Consider the following 17,060-nt stretch of genomic DNA (forward strand, 5'->3'; position numbering starts at 1 on the left):
CCTCCTTGATACGCGTCAGCTGCCGCGCTGCAAGCGCCATTGCCAGCCCAGCAGCCCGGCAAGCGCCAATGCGCCGAGCGCGGCCAGCGCCGCAAGCCCCGGCGCCGTGCCGAAGTTGCGCACCACCACCGCGACCAGTGCCCAGACCGCCGCGATTCCGTAGCTGGGGGTGCGCGGCAGCCGGTACTGCACCGCCGCGGCCATGGCGATGGCGCCGGCAAGGCCGATCACCGCCCAGCCGGTCTGGCCCGGCCCGATGCCGTAGCCCGCGCCGGTCAGACCGATCGCGACCCAGCTGGCCGCGGTGAGCCAGCCGGCATAGAGTCCGACGGGCAGCGCGAGCCAGGCCCGGTCGCCGCCCCGCGCGGCCGGGAAGAGCGCCGCCAGCGCCGCGACCAGCATGACCCAGATCAGCAGCGTCGCCCAGAGCGGGCTCGTCAGCGCGACGCCCAGCCAGGCCGCCCCGATCACGAGGCTCACGATCATCGGCCAGCGCGTGATGTCCCAGGCCGCGTCGTCGGCACGGGCGAAAAGACCGTATCCCGCATGGCCCAGCAGCCACAGGTAGATCACCCCCCAGATCCCGAAGGCGTAGCCCGCGGGCTGCACCGGGGGATCGACCTGCGGCACCGGGTAGAGATCCGGGTCGAAGCCGCGGAATTCGGGAAACTGGAAGGGGGCCGCGGCAAAGGCGATCGCCGCGGTCAGCACCAGTATGGCTTTCATGCGCATCCTCGGGCGCCTCCTCGGTTGGACGCCGGGCCGGGATCAGGCAAGCCGGCCGTCGGGCGTCAGGGTGGTCTTGCCGCCGAGCCGGGAGGCCAGAACGCCCGGCAGCGTCACCGACCCGTCCGCCTGCTGGCCGTTTTCCAGCACGGCGATGAGACACCGCCCCACCGCCAGCCCCGACCCGTTCAGCGTGTGCAGGAATTCCGGCTTGCCGCCGCCCGCGGGCTTGAAGCGGGCGTTCATGCGCCGCGCCTGGAAATCGCCGCAGACCGAGACCGAACTGATCTCGCGATAGGTGTCCTGGCCGGGCAGCCACACCTCGATGTCGTGGGTGCGCCGCGCCCCGAAACCCATGTCGCCGGTGCAGAGCACGACCGTGCGATAGGCCAGCCCGAGTTTCTCGAGGATCCCCTCGGCGCAGCGGGTCATGCGCTCCAGCTCGTCATCCGAGGCTTCGGGATGGGTGACGGACACCATCTCGACCTTCTCGAACTGGTGCTGGCGGAGCATGCCGGCGGTGTCCTTGCCGGCGCTCCCGGCCTCGGAGCGGAAGCACTGGGTGTGGGCGACATAGCGCCGGGGCAGGTCGTCCTCTTCCAGGACGAGGCCGCTGACGATGTTGGTCAGCGTCACCTCGGCCGTCGGGACGAGCCACCAGCCATTGGTGGTCCTGTAGCTGTCCTCGCCGAACTTGGGCAGCTGCCCGGTGCCGTACATCATCTCGTCGCGTACCAGCACGGGCGTCCAGGTCTCGGTCAGGCCGTTCTCCTCGATATGGGTGTCGAGCATGAACTGCGCCAGCGCCCGGTGGATGCGCGCGACCGACCCGGACATGACCACGAAGCGCGATCCCGAGAGCTTGGCCGCGGTCTCGAAGTCCATGCCCGGCTTGACGCCCGCGATCTCGAAATGCTCCTTCGGCGCGAAGTCGAAGACCGGGGGCGTGCCCACGCGGCGGAGTTCGACATTGTCGGCCTCGTCCGCGCCCTCGGGAACATCCTCGCGCGGCAGGTTCGGCAACTCCATCAGCCGCTCGCGCAGTTTCGCGTCTTCGGCCTTGGCCTCGTCCTCGAGCCGGGCGATCTCGTCCTTCTTCTCGGCCACGAGCGCGCGCAGGCGATCGAATTCCGCCTCGTCGCCGCGGGCCTTGGCCGCGCCCACCTCCTTGGAGGCGGCGTTGCGCTCGGCCTGGGCGGTCTCGGCGGCCAGGATCCTGGCGCGGCGTGCCGCGTCGATGGCCAGCAGTTCGGCCGAGACGGGCGCCAGCCCGCGCCGCGCCAGCGCGGCATCGAAGGCCTCGGGGGTCTCGCGGATCAGGCGTATGTCATGCATGTGATGCGTCCCTGGCTGATCGACTCGTTTCCCGCCGCTTATGCACCAGATTTCGCGCCGGGTGTAGGGGACGGGGCGCGCGGGCGCTGCCGGCCCGGCGCCGGGGCCGCGCCGGGCCTGCGCCATAACGCCCACCCCCCTGTCCACGACCCGCGGCGCACCCTAGCTTGAAAGGCCATGAAGCCCTTGCACACCTGCCCCGCGGGCGCCCGCCGCATCGCCTTGCCAAGCCCCGGCGCCGCGAGTAGGGTGCGCCGAAATTCCGGCGGGGGTTCCCGCCCATATTCACATGAGGACCGAACATGCTAGTCACCCCAGCCTATGCGCAGGCCGCCGGTGGTGGGGCCGGGGGCGCCTTCGCCAGCTTCATCCCGCTGATCCTGATCTTCGCGATCATGTATTTCCTGCTGATCCGTCCGCAGCAGAAAAAGCTCAAGGAACACAAGGCCATGGTCGAAGCGCTGCGGCGCGGTGACCAGATCGTCACCCAGGGCGGCATGATCGGCAAGGTGACCAAGGTCAAGGATGACAACGAGGTCGAGGTCGAAATCGCCGAGGGCGTCAAGGTCCGGGTGGTCAAGCAGACCATCGCCCAGGTTCTGAACAAGACCGAGCCCGCCAGCTGACGCCGCAGGGCCGCAGGAGCTTCGATGCTGCACTTTCCCCTCTGGAAGCGGGTGCTGATCTGGGCGCTCTGCGCGCTCGGCATCCTCTTCGCGATGCCGAACCTGTTCTACGAGCGGGTCGAGAGTCACAACGATGCGGTCAAGTCGCTCGAGGCCGGCCAGTCCGGCCCCGAGCTGGAGAGCGCCGCGGCCCGCTGGCCCGACTGGATGCCGGCCACCATCATCAATCTCGGACTCGATCTGCGCGGTGGCGCGCATCTGCTGGCCGAGGTCCAGATGGAAGACGTCTATGCCAGCCGGCTGGACGCCATGTGGCCGGAAGTGCGCGACCTTCTGCGCGAGGAACGCGAGACCGTGGGCACGATCCGCCGCCAGGACGGCGCGGCCGACGAGCTCAGGGTGCGGATCTCGACCCCCGACAACATCCAGGCGGCCGTGCAGGCCGTGCGGGGCATGGCCCAGCCCGTCTCGAGCCTGAGTGGCGTCGGTCAGATGAACATCGAGGTCTCGGCCGACGGCGACGAGGTCGTCGTCCGCCTGACGGATGCCGAGCGCGTCGCGACGCAGAACCGGACGATCCAGCAGTCGCTCGAGATCATCCGCCGCCGCGTCGACGAGGTCGGCACGCGTGAGCCGACGATCCAGCGGCAGGGCACCGACCGCATCCTGATCCAGGTGCCCGGCATCGGCTCGGCGGAGGAGCTGAAAAGCCTGATCGGCACGACGGCGCGCCTGACCTTCCATCCCGTGGTGCGGCGCACCGACAATGCCGAGGCCGCCCCCGGTGCGCGCAACGCGCTCTACCCGTCCATGGACCAGGAAGGGACCTATTACGTCGTCGAGCAGACGCCCGTCGTCACCGGCGAGGAGCTGACCGACGCGCAGCCGGCCTTCGACCAGAACGGCCGGCCGGCGGTGAATTTCCGCTTCGATCCCACGGGCGCGCGCAAGTTCGGCAACTACACCGCCGAGAATATCGGCTCGCCCTTCGCCATCGTGCTCGACGAGGAGGTGATCTCGGCCCCGGTGATCCAGGACCATATTCCCGGCGGCTCGGGCATCATCACTGGCAATTTCACGGTCGAGGAATCGACCGAGCTGGCCGTCCTGCTGCGCGCGGGCGCGCTGCCGGCCGAGATGGTTTTCCTCGAGGAACGCACCATCGGCCCCGAGCTTGGCCAGGACAGTATCGAGGCCGGCCGCATCGCCAGCCTGGTGGCCTTCGCCGGCGTGCTGGTCTTCATGGCGGCCAGCTACGGGCTCTTCGGGCTCTTTGCCAATCTGGCGCTGCTGACGAACGTCGCGCTGATCTTCGGGCTGCTGTCGGCCATCGGGGCCACGCTGACCCTGCCGGGCATCGCCGGGATCGTGCTGACCATCGGCATGGCGGTGGATGCCAACGTGCTCGTCTTCGAGCGTATCCGCGAAGAGCTGAAAACGGCCAAGGGGCCGTCGCGGGCCATCGATCTCGGCTATGAAAAGGCGTTCTCGGCCATTCTGGACGCCAACATCACGACCTTCATCGCGGCGGTGATCCTGTTCGCCATGGGCTCGGGGCCGGTGCGGGGCTTTGCGGTCACGCTCGGGCTCGGGATCATGACCTCGGTCTTCACGGCGCTCTTCGTCACCCGGCTGTTCGTCATCATGTGGTTCGAGCGGCGCCGGCCCAAGACCATCGCGGTATGAGGAGAGACCCATGCGCCTGAAACTGGTCCCCCAAGACACGAGCTGGGATTTCTTCCGTTTCGCCAAGGTCACCTTCGGCGCCTCGATCGTGGCGATGATCGCGTCGATCATCCTCTTTTTCGTGGTCGGGCTGAATTTCGGGATCGACTTCCGGGGCGGCACCACGATCCGGACGGAAAGCGCGCAACCGGTCGATGTCGGCGCCTACCGCGACGCGCTCGACCCGCTCGGGCTGGGCGACGTGTCGATCACCGAGGTGTTCGATCCGAGTTTCGGCCCCGACCAGCACGTGACCATGATCCGCATCCAGGCCCAGGAGGGCGAGGAATCCGTGACCGCCGAGACCGTGAACGCGGTGCAGGACACGCTGCGCGGCGCGGTCGATCCCGCGATGGCGTTTCCGTCCGTCGAAAGCGTCGGACCCAAGGTCTCGGGCGAGCTGATCCAGACCGCCGTCATCGCGGTGCTGCTGTCGATCGGCGCGGTGCTGTTCTATATCTGGCTGCGCTTCGAGTGGCAGTTCTCGCTGGGCGCGGTGGCGGCGCTGGTGCATGACATCGTGCTGACCATCGGGGTCTTCAGCCTGCTGCAGATCCGCTTCGACCTGGCCACCATCGCCGCGCTGCTGACCATCGTCGGCTACTCGCTGAACGACACCGTGGTCGTGTTCGACCGGGTTCGCGAGAATCTGCGCAAGTACAAGAAGCTGGCGCTGAAAGAGGTATTGAACCTCTCGATCAACGAGACCCTGAGCCGGACCGTCATGACCTCCGTCACGACGCTGCTGGCGCTGATCTCGCTCTTCGTGCTGGGCGGCGACGTGATCCGCGGCTTCGTCTTCGCGATGATCTGGGGCGTGGTGGTCGGCACCTATTCCTCGGTCTTCGTGGCGGGCGTGATCCTGCTGCGCCTCGGCGTCAAGCGCGACTGGTCGAAACCCGACGGCACCGCCGGCACCCAGTTCGCCAACGTGGACGCGTGAGCGACGCCGTCGCCGCGGCCTGGGCGACGGAGGGTCTTGGCTGGCTTTTCCTCGCCGTGGCGGTGGCGGGCGTGGTGCGCGGCTTCTCGGGGTTCGGCACGGCGCTGGTCTACGTGCCCGTGGCGGCCACGGTGCTGCCGCCGGTCTGGACCCTGATTACCCTCGTCATGATCGACCTGATCGGGCCGCTGCCGCACCTGCCGCGGGCGCTGCGCGACGGGCACCGGCGCGACATGCTGCGGCTTGGCCTCGGGGCCGTGGTGGCGCTGCCCTTCGGCGTGCTGGCGCTGTCGCAGCTGCCGGAAGCGCCCTTTCGCTGGGCGGTGTCGCTGCTGGCTCTGGCGCTGCTGGTGCCGCTGGTGGCGGGCTGGCGGTATCGCGGCGTGCTGTCGCCGGCCATGGTGACGGGGGTTGGCGTGCTCGGCGGCGGGCTGGCCGGGTCGACCGGGCTCGCCGGGCCGCCGGTGATCATGCTCTACATGGCCAGCACCCATGGCCCGGCGGCGATCCGCGCCAACCTGATCCTGTACCTGCTGCTCGTAGACGTGCTGATGATGACGGTCTTCGGGCTCAACGGCATGCTCTCGGCGGTGCCGCTGGCCATCGGCGGGCTGCTTCTGCCGGTCTACCTGCTGGCAAATCTCGCCGGGGCCGCTATTTTTCGCCCCGAGAGGGAACGAACCTACCGCGCTGCGGCTTATGTTATCATAGCGGGGTCCGCGCTCAGCGGGCTGCCGCTCTTCGACTGAGGAGACCCCGATGCGCCTGAACGAGGTCACTTTCGACGCCGGTCCGCCCATCGACGGCTACGGGCCGGGCTTTTTCCGCATCGGCGGCGAGCGGGTGGACGGCCCCGTCGTCATCCGCGCCGAGGGCGTGGCGCCCTGGGGCGGCTACGCGGATGCCGCGGCGCTGGACGATCTGGCCGGTACCATCGACGTGCTGTTCGTCGGCACCGGCGCCGAGATCGATCACATCCCGGCCGCGCTGCGCGACCGTCTCGAGGCCGCGGGGATCGGTGTCGAGGTCATGGCCACCGGGCCCGCCTGCCGCAGCTACAACGTGCTTCTGTCCGAAGGCCGCCGCATCGCCGCGGCGCTGCTGCCGGTCTGACGTCGAACCGCGGGGTTCGGCCTTGACGCCGCCGCCCCGCACACGCCACTAACCCAGGGACGCTGTCCCAATCAGACAAGGAGAGGTTTCCACATGGATTTTGAACTGCCCGATCTTCCCTATGCCCACGATGCGCTTGCCGATCTCGGCATGTCCAAGGAGACGCTGGAATATCACCACGATATTCACCACAAGGCCTATGTCGACAACGGCAACAAGGCGATCGCCGGGACCGAGTGGGAAGGCAATACCGTCGAAGAGATCGTCAAGGGCACCTACCAGCCGGGCGCCGTGGCGCAGACCGGCATCTTCAACAATGCCAGCCAGCATTGGAACCACGCCCAGTTCTGGGAAATGATGGGCCCGGGTGCCTCGGCGATGCCGTCCGAGCTGGAAAGCCGCATCACCGACGCGTTCGGCTCGGTCGAGAAGTTCAAGGAAGACTTCGCCGCCAAGGGCGCCGGCCAGTTCGGGTCGGGCTGGGCCTGGCTCGTCGTGGACCAGGACGGCACGCTCAAGGTCACCAGCACCGAGAACGGGGTCAACCCGCTGTGCTTTGACCAGACGGCACTTCTGGGCTGCGACGTGTGGGAGCATTCCTACTACATCGACTTCCGCAACAAGCGTCCGGCCTACCTGCAGAACTTCCTGGACAACCTCGTGAACTGGGAAAACGTGGCCGAGCGGCTGTCGAAGGCCTGATCCGCGCGAACCGCGTGACCGAAGAGGGGCCGGCGGGGCGATCCGCCGGCCCTTTTTGATGCCGGGCCGGGCCTTGCCATTCCCCGGCGCCCGTGCCCTAAGGGGCGCCGCGAGGAGGGCGGATGCGCGAAGAGGTCAAGGGCATACTGGCGCTGGTGGGGTGCTGCACGGTCTGGGGGCTGTCGGCGATCTATTACAAGATGGTCGCCCATGTGCCGCCGCTCGAGGTGCTGGCACACCGCACGCTCTGGTCGGTCCTGTTCTTCGGGGTGGTCCTGGCGCTGCAGGGCCGGCTGATCGAGATCGTCCGCGTCTTCCGGGTGCCGCGCACACTGGCGGTGGTCGGCGCGGCGGGGGTGGCCATCTCCACCAACTGGTTCTTCTTCATCTTCTCGGTGCAGACCGAGCGCGCGGTCCAGGCGAGCCTCGGCTATTACATCTTCCCGCTGGTGGCGGTGATGCTGGGCTTCGTGGTGCTGGGAGAGCGGCTGACGCCGTTCAAATGGGCGGCGGTGGCCCTGGCCGCGGCCGCGGTCACGGTGCTGACGCTGGGGCTTGGCGTCGCGCCGTGGATCTCGCTGGGGCTGGCCTTCAGCTTCGGGATGTACGGGCTCATCAAGGCGCGGGTGCCGGCCGGGCCCGTGGTCTCGGTCACGACCGAGGTGCTGCTGCTCTCGCCGGTGGCGCTCGTCTGGCTGATCGGCGTGCACCAGGCGGGATGGAGCGGTTTCGCCGCCGCCCCCGGCGCCGTGTTCCTCCAGGACTGGCGGGACACGCTGCTGCTGATGTGTGCCGGGCCGCTGACGGGCGGGCCGTTGATCCTGTTCTCCTATGCCTCGAAGCGGCTCACCTACGCCACGGTGGGCCTCGTGCAGTACCTGAACCCGACCCTGCAGTTCCTTGTGGCGACGCTGATTTTCCTGGAGCCCTTCACGCCCTGGCACGCCATCGCCTTCCCGCTGATCTGGGCCGGCCTCGCGCTCTACTCGGCCGAGAGCATCCGTCAGGAAAGATCGCGTTCCAGGGCGGCGGTCAGGGCGGGTACGTCGGGGACGACGGTCATGAAATCGCGAAAGCTCTGATCGGCGAAGCCCTCGGCGAGGATGTGATCGATCAGGCCCACCAGCGGATCCCAGTAGCCGTCGGTGTTGAGCAGGTAGATCGGTTTCCCGTGCAGGCCGAGCTGGCGCCAGGTCATGACCTCGAAGAACTCGTCGAGCGACCCGGGCCCGCCCGGCAGGGTCACGATCGCATCGGCGTTCATGAACATCACCTTCTTGCGCTCGTGCATGTTCTCCGTGACGATGAAGCGGCTCAGGTCGCGCTTGCCGGCCTCGCGCTGCAGCAGGTGGACGGGGATCACGCCGAAGGTCTCTCCGCCGCCGTCCTGCGCGGCGCGGGCGACCTCGCCCATCAGCCCGACATCGCCCGCGCCGTAGACGAGCCGCCAGCCATTCGCGGCCAGCGCCCGGCCGAGCGCGGTCGCCGCGGCCTTGTAGGCCGGGTTCGCGCCGTGGCGCGAGCCGCAGAAGACACAGATGGACCTTTGGGGTATTGTCATCGGGAAACCTCGGCGCTGGCAAATATGACCCGGTGATATAGCTGTTGCCAATCTCCCACAAGCTGCTGCAAAGTCGCGGGTCAAAGGCCTTGGGGGGTCGTAACGGGAAACGGGTAACGGGAGCGGGTCTTGTCCAGCAACACGCTACAGGGGCTTCTGGCGGCGGTCCTGATCGCCGCGGCGGTGACGCTCGGGGTCTACACCGTGATCACATGGCCCGAACTGCCGGACGAGACGACCGCCGTTCGCCGCGAAGCGCCGCCCGTGCAGCCGCCCGCACCCGAACCCGCACCCGCCCCCGAACCGGCTGCCGAGACACCGCCCGAGACCACGCCCCCGGCAGCCGACGCGCCGGCCCCGGACCCGCTTGCCCCAAGCTTCGACGTGGTGCGGGTCGACCGCGCGGGTGGGGCGGTCGTCGCCGGACGGGCCATGCCCGGCCAGCAGGTAGAGATCTTCGTCGACGCGGCGCGCGCCGCGACCGCCGGGGCGGACGGGGCGGGCGGCTTCGTGGCGCTGTTCCAGATGCCCGAGTCCGACGCGCCGCAGGTGGTGAGCCTGGCGGCCATCGCCCCCGACGGGACGCGCATCCTGTCCGAGGACCAGGTGATCGTCGCGCCGCGGCGCCGGGCGGTCGCCGCCGCGCCCGGGGACACGCCCCCCGCGGAAGAGGAGATCGCGCTGGCCGAAGAGACCGCGCCTGCCGCGCCCGCCGCGCCGGACCTTCCCGAACCCGGCGCCGCGACCGAGGGGGCGGAATTGTCGCCCCCGCCGGACAGCGGGGCGGAAAATCGCCGGGTGAGCGCCGCGGCGACGGCGCCCGATACCGCCGATGCCGATACCCTTGCGGCGGCCGAGGCCCCCGGGACGCCGCCCGCACCCGGCACGCCGGCGCGACAGCCCGATCCGGTCGAGGAGACCGCCGCAGCCGGCACGCCGCCGGGCACGACCGACGCGGCCGCGCCGCCATCGGCCGAGGCCCCGGCACCCGACCTGCAAGACGGCGACGGCGCGGATCGCGCCCCGGCCGTGCTGCTCGCCACGCGTGACGGCGTGACCGTGCTGCAGCCGAGCGGCGGCGCGCCCGAGGCGCTGACCGCGATTTCCATCGACGCGATCTCCTATGACGTCGAGGGCGAGGTGATGCTGTCGGGCCGGGGCGCGCCGGGCAGTTTCGCCCGCGTCTATGTCGACAACCGTCCGGTCAAGACCGCCGAGATCACCCCCGGCGGAACCTGGCGCACGGACCTGCCCGAGGTGGCCGAGGGCGTCTACCAGCTTCGCATCGACGAGATCGATCCAGAGGGCACCGTCACCTCGCGCATCGAGACCCCCTTCCAGCGCGAGGCGGCCGCCGATGTGCGCCGCATCGCCGAGACCGGCCCCGGCGCGGCCGGGAGCGGCACGGGCGAGGGGCTGGCCGTGCCGCGCATCAGCATCGTGACGGTGCAGCCCGGCTACACGCTCTGGGGCATATCCGAGCGCAGCTACGGCGAGGGGATCGAGTATGTGCGCATCTACGAGGCGAACCGCGACCAGATCCGCGACCCGGACCTGATCTATCCCGGCCAGATCTTCGAGCTGCCCGCGTCGGCCGGCGCCGAGTGACCGGCTGGCCTTTCCCGGGTGGCCGGCCTAGGTAAGGCGCAGTGATCGCGGAGCGTGCATGAGCCAGACCACCACAGATCCCGATTTCGACGCCGCCGGCGAGCGGGCGCGCGGCTGGCGCACGATCCGACGCGTGGCGCCTTATCTCTGGCCCGCGGACAAGCCCTGGGTGAAGCACCGGGTGATCTGGGCGCTGGTCGCGCTGGCCTTCTCGAAGCTCGTGGCGGTGGGCACGCCGTTTCTCTACAAGGCGGCGGTGGATGCCCTCGCCCCGGCAGAGGGCGCCGCGCCCGACGCCTGGATGCTGGCGGTTGGCGCCGTCGGCCTGACGGTCGCCTATGGCATGGCGCGGTTGCTGGGCGTGGGGTTCACCCAGCTCCGCGACGTGATCTTCGCCCGCGTGGCGCAGCGCGCGCTGCGCCAGCTGGCGCTCGAGACCTTCGAACACATGCATGCGCTGAGCCTGCGCTACCATATCGCCCGCAAGACCGGCGGGCTCTCGCGCATCATCGAGCGCGGCGTGAAGGGCGTCGAGTTCCTGCTGCGCTTCCTGCTCTTCTCGGTCGGGCCGCTGATCCTCGAACTGCTGATGGTCAGCGTGATCTTCTTCGTGCTCTTCGACGTGTGGTATCTTCTGGTGCTGGCGGTGACGATCGCGCTCTACGTGCTGTTCACCTTCAAGGTCACCGAGTGGCGCGTGAAGGTTCGCAAGCAGATGATGCAGCAGGATACCGACGCCAACCAGAAGGCGATCGACAGCCTGCTCAACTTCGAGACGGTCAAGTATTTCGGCGCCGAGACCCGCGAGGCGGAGCGCTACGACCAGGCGATGGCCGGCTACGAGGAGGCCGCGCTCAAGACCGCGTGGTCGCTGGGCTTCCTGAATTTCGGCCAGTCGCTGCTGATCACGGCCGGGCTGGTGGGCGTGATGGTGATGGCCGCGATGGGGGTTCAGAGCGGCGCGCTGACGGTCGGCGATTTCGTGATGGTCAACGCCTACATGATCCAGATCACCATGCCGCTCAATTTCCTCGGCACGGTCTACCGCGAGATCCGCCAGGCGCTGGTGGACATGGGCGAGATGTTCGACCTGCTCGAGCAGCCGCCCGACGTCACCGACAGGCCGGGGGCGCGGGCGATCGACGTGCGCGGCGGCGAGATCGTCTTCGATGGCGTGTCCTTCGGCTACGATCCGGCCCGTCCGATCCTGTCGGGGCTCGACCTTGCCGTCGGGGCCGGCGAGACCGTGGCCATCGTCGGTCCCTCGGGATCCGGCAAATCCACCATCGGACGGCTGCTGTTCCGTTTCTACGACGTGACCGAGGGCGCGCTGCGCATCGATGGGCAGGATCTGCGCGCGGTGACGCAGGAAAGCCTGCACGCCGCCCTCGGGATCGTGCCGCAGGACACCGTGCTCTTCAACGACACGATCTATTACAACATCGCCTATGGCCGTCCCGACGCCAGCCGGGCCGAGGTCGAGGCCGCGGCGCGCGCGGCCAAGATCCACGACTTTGTCGCCAGCCTGCCCGAAGGCTACGAGACCCAGGTGGGCGAGCGGGGGCTGAAGCTGTCGGGCGGCGAGAAGCAGCGCGTCGGCATTGCGCGGACGCTGCTGAAGGATCCGCCGATCCTGCTCCTGGACGAGGCGACCTCGGCGCTCGACTCCGAGACGGAGCGCGATATCCAGGACAGCCTGCGCGCCATGGGCGAGGGCCGGACAGTGATCACCATCGCGCATCGGCTCTCGACGGTGGTGGATGCCGACCGGATCGTTGTGCTGGAAGCAGGACGCATCGTCGAGAGCGGGCGGCACGAGCAGTTGCTTGCCCGTGGCGGGCGCTACGCCGCCATGTGGCAGCGCCAGCAGGCCGAGGAAGCGGCGGCCTAGCCCGGTATCCCGGGCCTTACTCCGCCGCCCGGAGCGGCGGGCGCGGGCTGGCTTCCCCGGGGGCGCTGTCGCCCTCGTCCCGCGCCGCGGCGCCGGCATCGGCCGTCGCCTGCCCATTGTCCTCGTCCCAGAGGATCAGCGGCCCTTTCAGCCGCCGTGCCGCGCGGTTCAGCGCCATGTCGCGCCCGATCCGGCTGCGCTTGCCCAGCGCCAGGGCCGCCAGCCGCCGGACGCCGCCATAGGCCCCCGCCGTGGTCCAGATCCGCAGCGCCAGAAGCGCCGGCGTGAAGACCAGCGTCAGCATCGTGGCGACCCCGAGCCCGAAGACCACGGCCGTGGCCAGCTGCTTCCACCAGAGCGCGGTGGGCGAGTCGATCGAGTAGCCCCCGCCGATGAAGTCGACAGACAGCCCGAGCACCATCGGCGTCAGGCCCGCCATCGTCGTGATGGTGGTCAGCAGCACGGGGCGGATGCGCGCCTCTGCGGTGCGGATCACCGCCTCCAGCTTCGGCATGTAGGAGGCGTATTCCTGGTAGGTGTCGATCAGCACGATGTTGTTGTTCACGACGATGCCGGCCAGCGCCACGATGCCGGTGCCCGTCATGATGATCGAGAAGGGCTGGCCCATCACCAGCATCCCGATCAGCGTCCCCGTGGTCGAGAGCACCACCGCCAGCAGCACCAGCACCGAGTTGTAGAGGCTGTTGAACTGCGCCAGCAGGATCACGAACATCAGGCCCAGCGCGCCGGCGAAGGCCTTGGACAGGAACGCCTGGCTTTCGGCCTGGTCCTCGGTGTCGCCGGCCCATTCATAGGTAACGCCATCGGGCAATGGGCTTTCGCTCTCGAGCCATTGGGTCAGATGCGCGATGCGCTCGTTGGCGTTGATGGGCGCGCCTTCGGCATTGGTCAGTCCCGGCGCCACGTCCGCCTTGACGTCGAAGTAGCGCGACTGGTCCACGCGGTCGATCTGGCCGAGCTTGTCGACGGGCGCACGGGTGATGAAGTTCGAGAGCGGCACCAGCCCGTCCGGCGTGCGGACCTTCAGGCTGTCCAGCGTGGCCAGCACGCGGTCTTGCTCGGGGAAGCGGACGCGGATGTCGATTTCCTCGTCCGAGCTTTCCACCCGCATCGTGTCCAGCAGCAGCCCGCGCGTGACCAGCTGCACCATCGCGCCCACCGTGGTCACGTTGGCGCCGTAGCGCCCGGCCTTCTCGACATCGACGTCGATCTGCCAGTCGATGCCGGGCAGGGGGCGGGTGTCCTCGATATCGACGAGGCCCTCGGTCCGCTCGATCCGGTCGCGCGCGATGGCCGTGGCCTCCAGCAGCCTGTCCCAGTCGTCGCCCTTGAGCCGCAGGTTCACCGGCTTGCCCGAGGCCGGGCCCTGGGCCTGCTCCATCACGTCGGCCTCGATGCCGGGGATCGCCCGGATCGCGCTGGTGATGTCGTCCATGATCAGGTCGCCGTCGCGGCGTTCGTCCCAGCGGGCGAACTCGATCTGGATCTGGCCCACCGTGTCGACGGGGGCCTGCGCGCCGCCGGTGTTCTGGTTCAGCCCGCCTTCGCCAGCGAAGGCGAAGACCGACTCGACCCCGTCGACGGCCATGGTGCGTCGTTCGGCCTCGCGCACCAGCGCGTCCTTCTCCTCGAGGCTCAGGTTGCCGCGGGCGCGCACATAGGCGATGGCGCGCTCGGGCTCGGTGTCGACGAAGAACTCCACGCCGTTGTTGTTCTCGGCGAAGGTCATGAAGGTGACGGCGACCACCGCGCCCACGGCGGCGATGGTCACGAGCGGCATGACCGGGTTGCCGGCGATCAGCGCGATGAACCGCCCGAACAGCGTGCGGCGGTAGCCGGCGCGGATCTTGCGCGGTTTCGCCTCGCGCTTGAGCGCGCCCACCGTGATCGACACCGCGACCGCCCCGGCCATGAAGATCAGCGCGCCGGGCAGCAGCGCGGCGACGCCCATGGCGCCCGGCCCGACGAGGCCCGGCAGGTAGGCCGGGTTCAGCGCCTGCATGGCGCCGATATAGAGCAGCCCGGCCGCGCCTGCCGCCAGCGCGAGCCGGACCGGCCAGGGCAGACCCCGCAGCCCGGTCGAGGCCCGGCCGAAGGCCCGGCTGATGCGCCCGGCCACGCCACCCACCACCGGCAGGTAGATCAGCGCGACCACGAGCGAGGCCGACAGCACGAAGATCAGCGTGACGGGCAGCATCCCCATGAACTCGCCCGGCACCCCGGGCCAGAACAGCATCGGCAGGAAGGCGCAGAGCGTCGTTGCCGTCGAGGCGACGATCGGCCAGAACATCCGCTTGGCGGCCTCGCCATAGGCGCGCATGGGGCCGGTGCCCTCCTGGATGCGCTTGTCCGCGTATTCGACGACCACGATGGCGCCGTCGACCAGCATGCCGACGGCGAGGATCAGGCCGAACATCACGATGTTCGAGATCGGCACTTCCATCACCGCAAGGAAGGCGAAACAGAGCATGAAGGAGGTCGGGATCGCGAAGCCCACCAGCAGCGCCGAGCGGGTGCCGAGCGCGGCCAGCACCACGATCATCACCAGCGCGATGGCCGTCAGCACCGAGCTTTGCAGCTGGCCCACCATGTCGGCGACGGTGTTGCTCTCGTCCATGGTGAAATCGACCCGGAGCGAGTCGCGCAGCTCCGGCGCCCAGTCGGCCCGGGCGTCCGCCACGGTCTGGCGCACGAGCTCGACCGTGTCGATGATGTTGAACCCCTTGCGCTTGACCACCTGCAGCGCCACCGTCGGCTCGCCGTTGTAGCGGGCGGTGCCGTCGCGATCCATGAAGGTCAGGCGGATATCCGCGAGATCGCCCAGCGTGACGACCCGGTCGCCATTGACCTTCACCGGCAGGTCATAGATGTCGCGCGGTTCGTCGAAGGAGGAGGGGATCTTGACCGAGAACGCGCCCTCGGCGGACTCGATCTCGCCCGCGGCGATCAGCTGGTTGTTGTTGACCACCGTGTCGATCAGCTCGCCCGCGGTGACGTTGTAGGCCTCGAGCCGCATCGGGTCGATCACCACCTCGAGCATCTCGTCGCGGTGGCCGGTGATCTCGGCTTCCAGCACCGGGGCCAGCGCCTCGATGCGGTCCTGCAGCGCCTTGGCCTCGCGGATCAGCGTGCGCTCGGGCAGTTCGCCCGAAAGCGCCACGACCAGGATCGGGAATTCCGAGAAATTGATTTCGTTGATGCTGGCGGCTTCCGCGCCGTCCGGGAACTCGGCCTGCGCCTGGTCGACCTTGTCGCGGACGTCGGCCAGCGTCTCGGTCTTGTTCCAGCCGAATTCGAACTCCAGCGCGACGCCGGCATAGTTCTCCGACGCCGTGGAGGTCATCGTCTTCAGCCCGTCGAGATCCTGCAGCTTCGACTCGAGCGGTTTGACCAGCAGTTTCTCGCTGTCCTCGGCCGAAATGCCGGGGAAGGGGACCGAGACGAAGAGCGCCGGGATCTCGATATCGGGCTCGCCTTCCTTGGGCAGGCCCACATAGGCCATCACCCCCGCCCCGATGGAGAGGATCACGAAGGCCAGCACCATGCGGGCGCGGCCGGTGGCCCAGTCGACGATGCCGGTCATGCGCCGTCCTCGCGGTAGGTGACCGCGACCTTGCGCCCATCGGTCACGTATTCCTGCCCGGTGACGATGACGTCGACCTCGGCCGGCAGCCCGGTGACGTAGACGCCGTCGCGGGTGTCGCGCAGGATCTCGACCGGCATGAAGCGCACCGTGTCGCCGTCGACGACGGCGCGAATGCCGATCCGGCCCGCGTCATCCAGCGTCAGCGCCGAGGCCGGCAGGGCATGCGCCGTCTCGCCGTCGGCCGAGATCAGGATCTCGGCCGTCTGCCCGGCGCGGATCGTCAGCTCGGGGTTGGCCACCTCGACATCGACGCGGAAGGTCCGGGTCTGCGGGTCGGCCGAGCGCGAGATGAAGGTGACCGCGCCCCGGACGCGCGCCCCGTCGGCCAGCTGCGCATCGGCGGGGGCGCCGAGCGCGATCCGCGAGACGTCCACCTCGGGCACGAACCCCACCAGCCGGATCGGGTCGAGCTGGATCACCGTCGCGCAGACCGCGCCGGGCTGCAGAAGCGTGCCGTTCTCGGCGGTGTCGGTTTCCAGCAGCCCGCCGAAGGGCGCGCGGATTTCCAGCCGGTCGATCTCGGTCTGGGCGCGGTCGACCGCGGCCTCCGCGGATTGCAGCGCCGCCTTGGCCGAGGCGACCCGCGTCTCGGAGGCGAATCCCTGGTCCTTGAGCCCGCTCGCGGCGCGGTAGTTCACCAGCGCCTCGGCGAGCCGCGCCTCCGCCTCGGTCAGCGCGGCGCGGCGGGTGCCCGGATCGAGACGGCAGAGCAATTCGCCCGTCTCGACGAAACGGCCCTTGCGGAGCGGCTCGGAGATCACGGTGGACGAGACCTCCGCGCGGACGTCGACCTGGCGTGCGGCCTCCGTGCGCCCGCGCAGCAGGACGCCGGTATCGACCTCGCGCGCACTGGAGCGCAGCGCCACGACGCGCACGCGCTGGGCCTCGTCCTCGGCGCCGGGTTCGGCGGCGGCTTCGGCCGCGCTGCCCGCGTCGCCATTGGCGAACGCCAGAAGCGCCTCGCGCTCCATCACCAGGAGATAGAGCGCGGCGGTAACCATGACCGCGGTGAGGAGAGGAAGAAGGCGCATGCACCACTCCGACTGTTACGTGGGCCACAAACTGAACGGTTGCGTTTAGATAGGCCCACCGCACCCGCTAAGCAAGGCACTTCTGGAACAGTTTACGATGCGCCGTGGCCTTTAGACCAACAATTTTCCGCG

The 17,060-nt window shown here is 69.2% G+C and carries 14 protein-coding genes; 9 read left to right on the top strand and 5 right to left on the bottom strand.

What is annotated here, in order from left to right; all coding sequences use genetic code 11:
• Positions 1-15: 15 nt before the first annotated feature.
• Both ACQ5SP_RS04570 and serS read right to left on the bottom strand, forming a co-directional pair.
• A complete protein-coding gene (locus tag ACQ5SP_RS04570) occupies positions 16-726 on the bottom strand; it encodes a hypothetical protein (RefSeq protein WP_430936902.1) in 711 nt (236 codons plus the stop codon).
• A 42-nt stretch (positions 727-768) separates the two neighbouring features.
• Positions 769-2,061 carry a serine--tRNA ligase gene (serS, locus tag ACQ5SP_RS04575; RefSeq protein WP_430936904.1) on the bottom strand — a complete coding sequence of 431 codons (1,293 nt, stop codon included), beginning with the start codon at positions 2,059-2,061 and terminating at the stop codon, positions 769-771.
• Between the two features lie 302 nt (positions 2,062-2,363).
• Here serS and yajC point away from each other — a divergent pair, with 302 nt between their 5' ends.
• From yajC to rarD, 7 genes are all read left to right on the top strand, one after another.
• Complete coding sequence (yajC, locus tag ACQ5SP_RS04580; RefSeq protein WP_430936906.1) at positions 2,364-2,687, top strand: preprotein translocase subunit YajC; 324 nt, start codon at positions 2,364-2,366, stop codon at positions 2,685-2,687.
• 24 nt (positions 2,688-2,711) lie between these two features.
• Entirely contained in the window at positions 2,712-4,373 is a 1,662-nt protein-coding gene (gene secD / locus ACQ5SP_RS04585) for a protein translocase subunit SecD (RefSeq protein WP_430936908.1), read from the top strand.
• Between the two features lie 10 nt (positions 4,374-4,383).
• Complete coding sequence (gene secF / locus ACQ5SP_RS04590) at positions 4,384-5,355, top strand: protein translocase subunit SecF (RefSeq protein WP_430936910.1); 972 nt, start codon at positions 4,384-4,386, stop codon at positions 5,353-5,355.
• Positions 5,352-6,104 carry a sulfite exporter TauE/SafE family protein gene (locus ACQ5SP_RS04595; RefSeq protein ID WP_430936912.1) on the top strand — a complete coding sequence of 251 codons (753 nt, stop codon included), beginning with the start codon at positions 5,352-5,354 and terminating at the stop codon, positions 6,102-6,104. Before secF ends, ACQ5SP_RS04595 begins: the two co-directional genes overlap by 4 nt.
• Positions 6,105-6,114: 10 nt before the next feature.
• On the top strand, positions 6,115-6,468 hold the full coding sequence (locus ACQ5SP_RS04600) for an Mth938-like domain-containing protein (protein WP_430936914.1): 354 nt from the start codon (positions 6,115-6,117) through the stop codon (positions 6,466-6,468).
• Between the two features lie 93 nt (positions 6,469-6,561).
• Positions 6,562-7,170 carry a superoxide dismutase gene (locus ACQ5SP_RS04605; protein WP_430936916.1) on the top strand — a complete coding sequence of 203 codons (609 nt, stop codon included), beginning with the start codon at positions 6,562-6,564 and terminating at the stop codon, positions 7,168-7,170.
• A 122-nt stretch (positions 7,171-7,292) separates the two neighbouring features.
• Positions 7,293-8,252: an EamA family transporter RarD gene (rarD, locus tag ACQ5SP_RS04610; RefSeq protein WP_430936918.1), complete on the top strand. Its 960-nt coding sequence runs from the start codon at positions 7,293-7,295 to the stop codon at positions 8,250-8,252.
• Here the strand turns inward: rarD and ACQ5SP_RS04615 are convergent.
• Positions 8,174-8,731 (bottom strand): TIGR00730 family Rossman fold protein, encoded by a 558-nt coding sequence (locus tag ACQ5SP_RS04615; protein WP_430936920.1) that lies wholly within the window; start codon positions 8,729-8,731, stop codon positions 8,174-8,176. The two genes, rarD and ACQ5SP_RS04615, sit on opposite strands and share 79 nt — an antisense overlap.
• 129 nt (positions 8,732-8,860) lie before the next feature.
• Here ACQ5SP_RS04615 and ACQ5SP_RS04620 point away from each other — a divergent pair, with 129 nt between their 5' ends.
• Both ACQ5SP_RS04620 and ACQ5SP_RS04625 read left to right on the top strand, forming a co-directional pair.
• Complete coding sequence (locus tag ACQ5SP_RS04620) at positions 8,861-10,339, top strand: LysM peptidoglycan-binding domain-containing protein (RefSeq protein ID WP_430936922.1); 1,479 nt, start codon at positions 8,861-8,863, stop codon at positions 10,337-10,339.
• A 58-nt stretch (positions 10,340-10,397) separates the two neighbouring features.
• Positions 10,398-12,230 carry an ABCB family ABC transporter ATP-binding protein/permease gene (locus ACQ5SP_RS04625; RefSeq protein ID WP_430936924.1) on the top strand — a complete coding sequence of 611 codons (1,833 nt, stop codon included), beginning with the start codon at positions 10,398-10,400 and terminating at the stop codon, positions 12,228-12,230.
• A gap of 16 nt (positions 12,231-12,246) precedes the next feature.
• Here the strand turns inward: ACQ5SP_RS04625 and ACQ5SP_RS04630 are convergent, their stop codons facing one another.
• Positions 12,247-15,834, bottom strand: coding sequence for an efflux RND transporter permease subunit (locus ACQ5SP_RS04630; RefSeq protein ID WP_430936926.1), 3,588 nt, complete (start codon positions 15,832-15,834; stop codon positions 12,247-12,249).
• Positions 15,831-16,928 carry an efflux RND transporter periplasmic adaptor subunit gene (locus ACQ5SP_RS04635; RefSeq protein ID WP_430936928.1) on the bottom strand — a complete coding sequence of 366 codons (1,098 nt, stop codon included), beginning with the start codon at positions 16,926-16,928 and terminating at the stop codon, positions 15,831-15,833. Before ACQ5SP_RS04635 ends, ACQ5SP_RS04630 begins: the two co-directional genes overlap by 4 nt.
• Positions 16,929-17,060 lie beyond the last annotated feature (132 nt).

The organism is Rhodovulum sp. YNF3179 (assembly GCF_050586465.1).
Taxonomy (GTDB): Bacteria; Pseudomonadota; Alphaproteobacteria; order Rhodobacterales; family Rhodobacteraceae; genus CAJXYS01.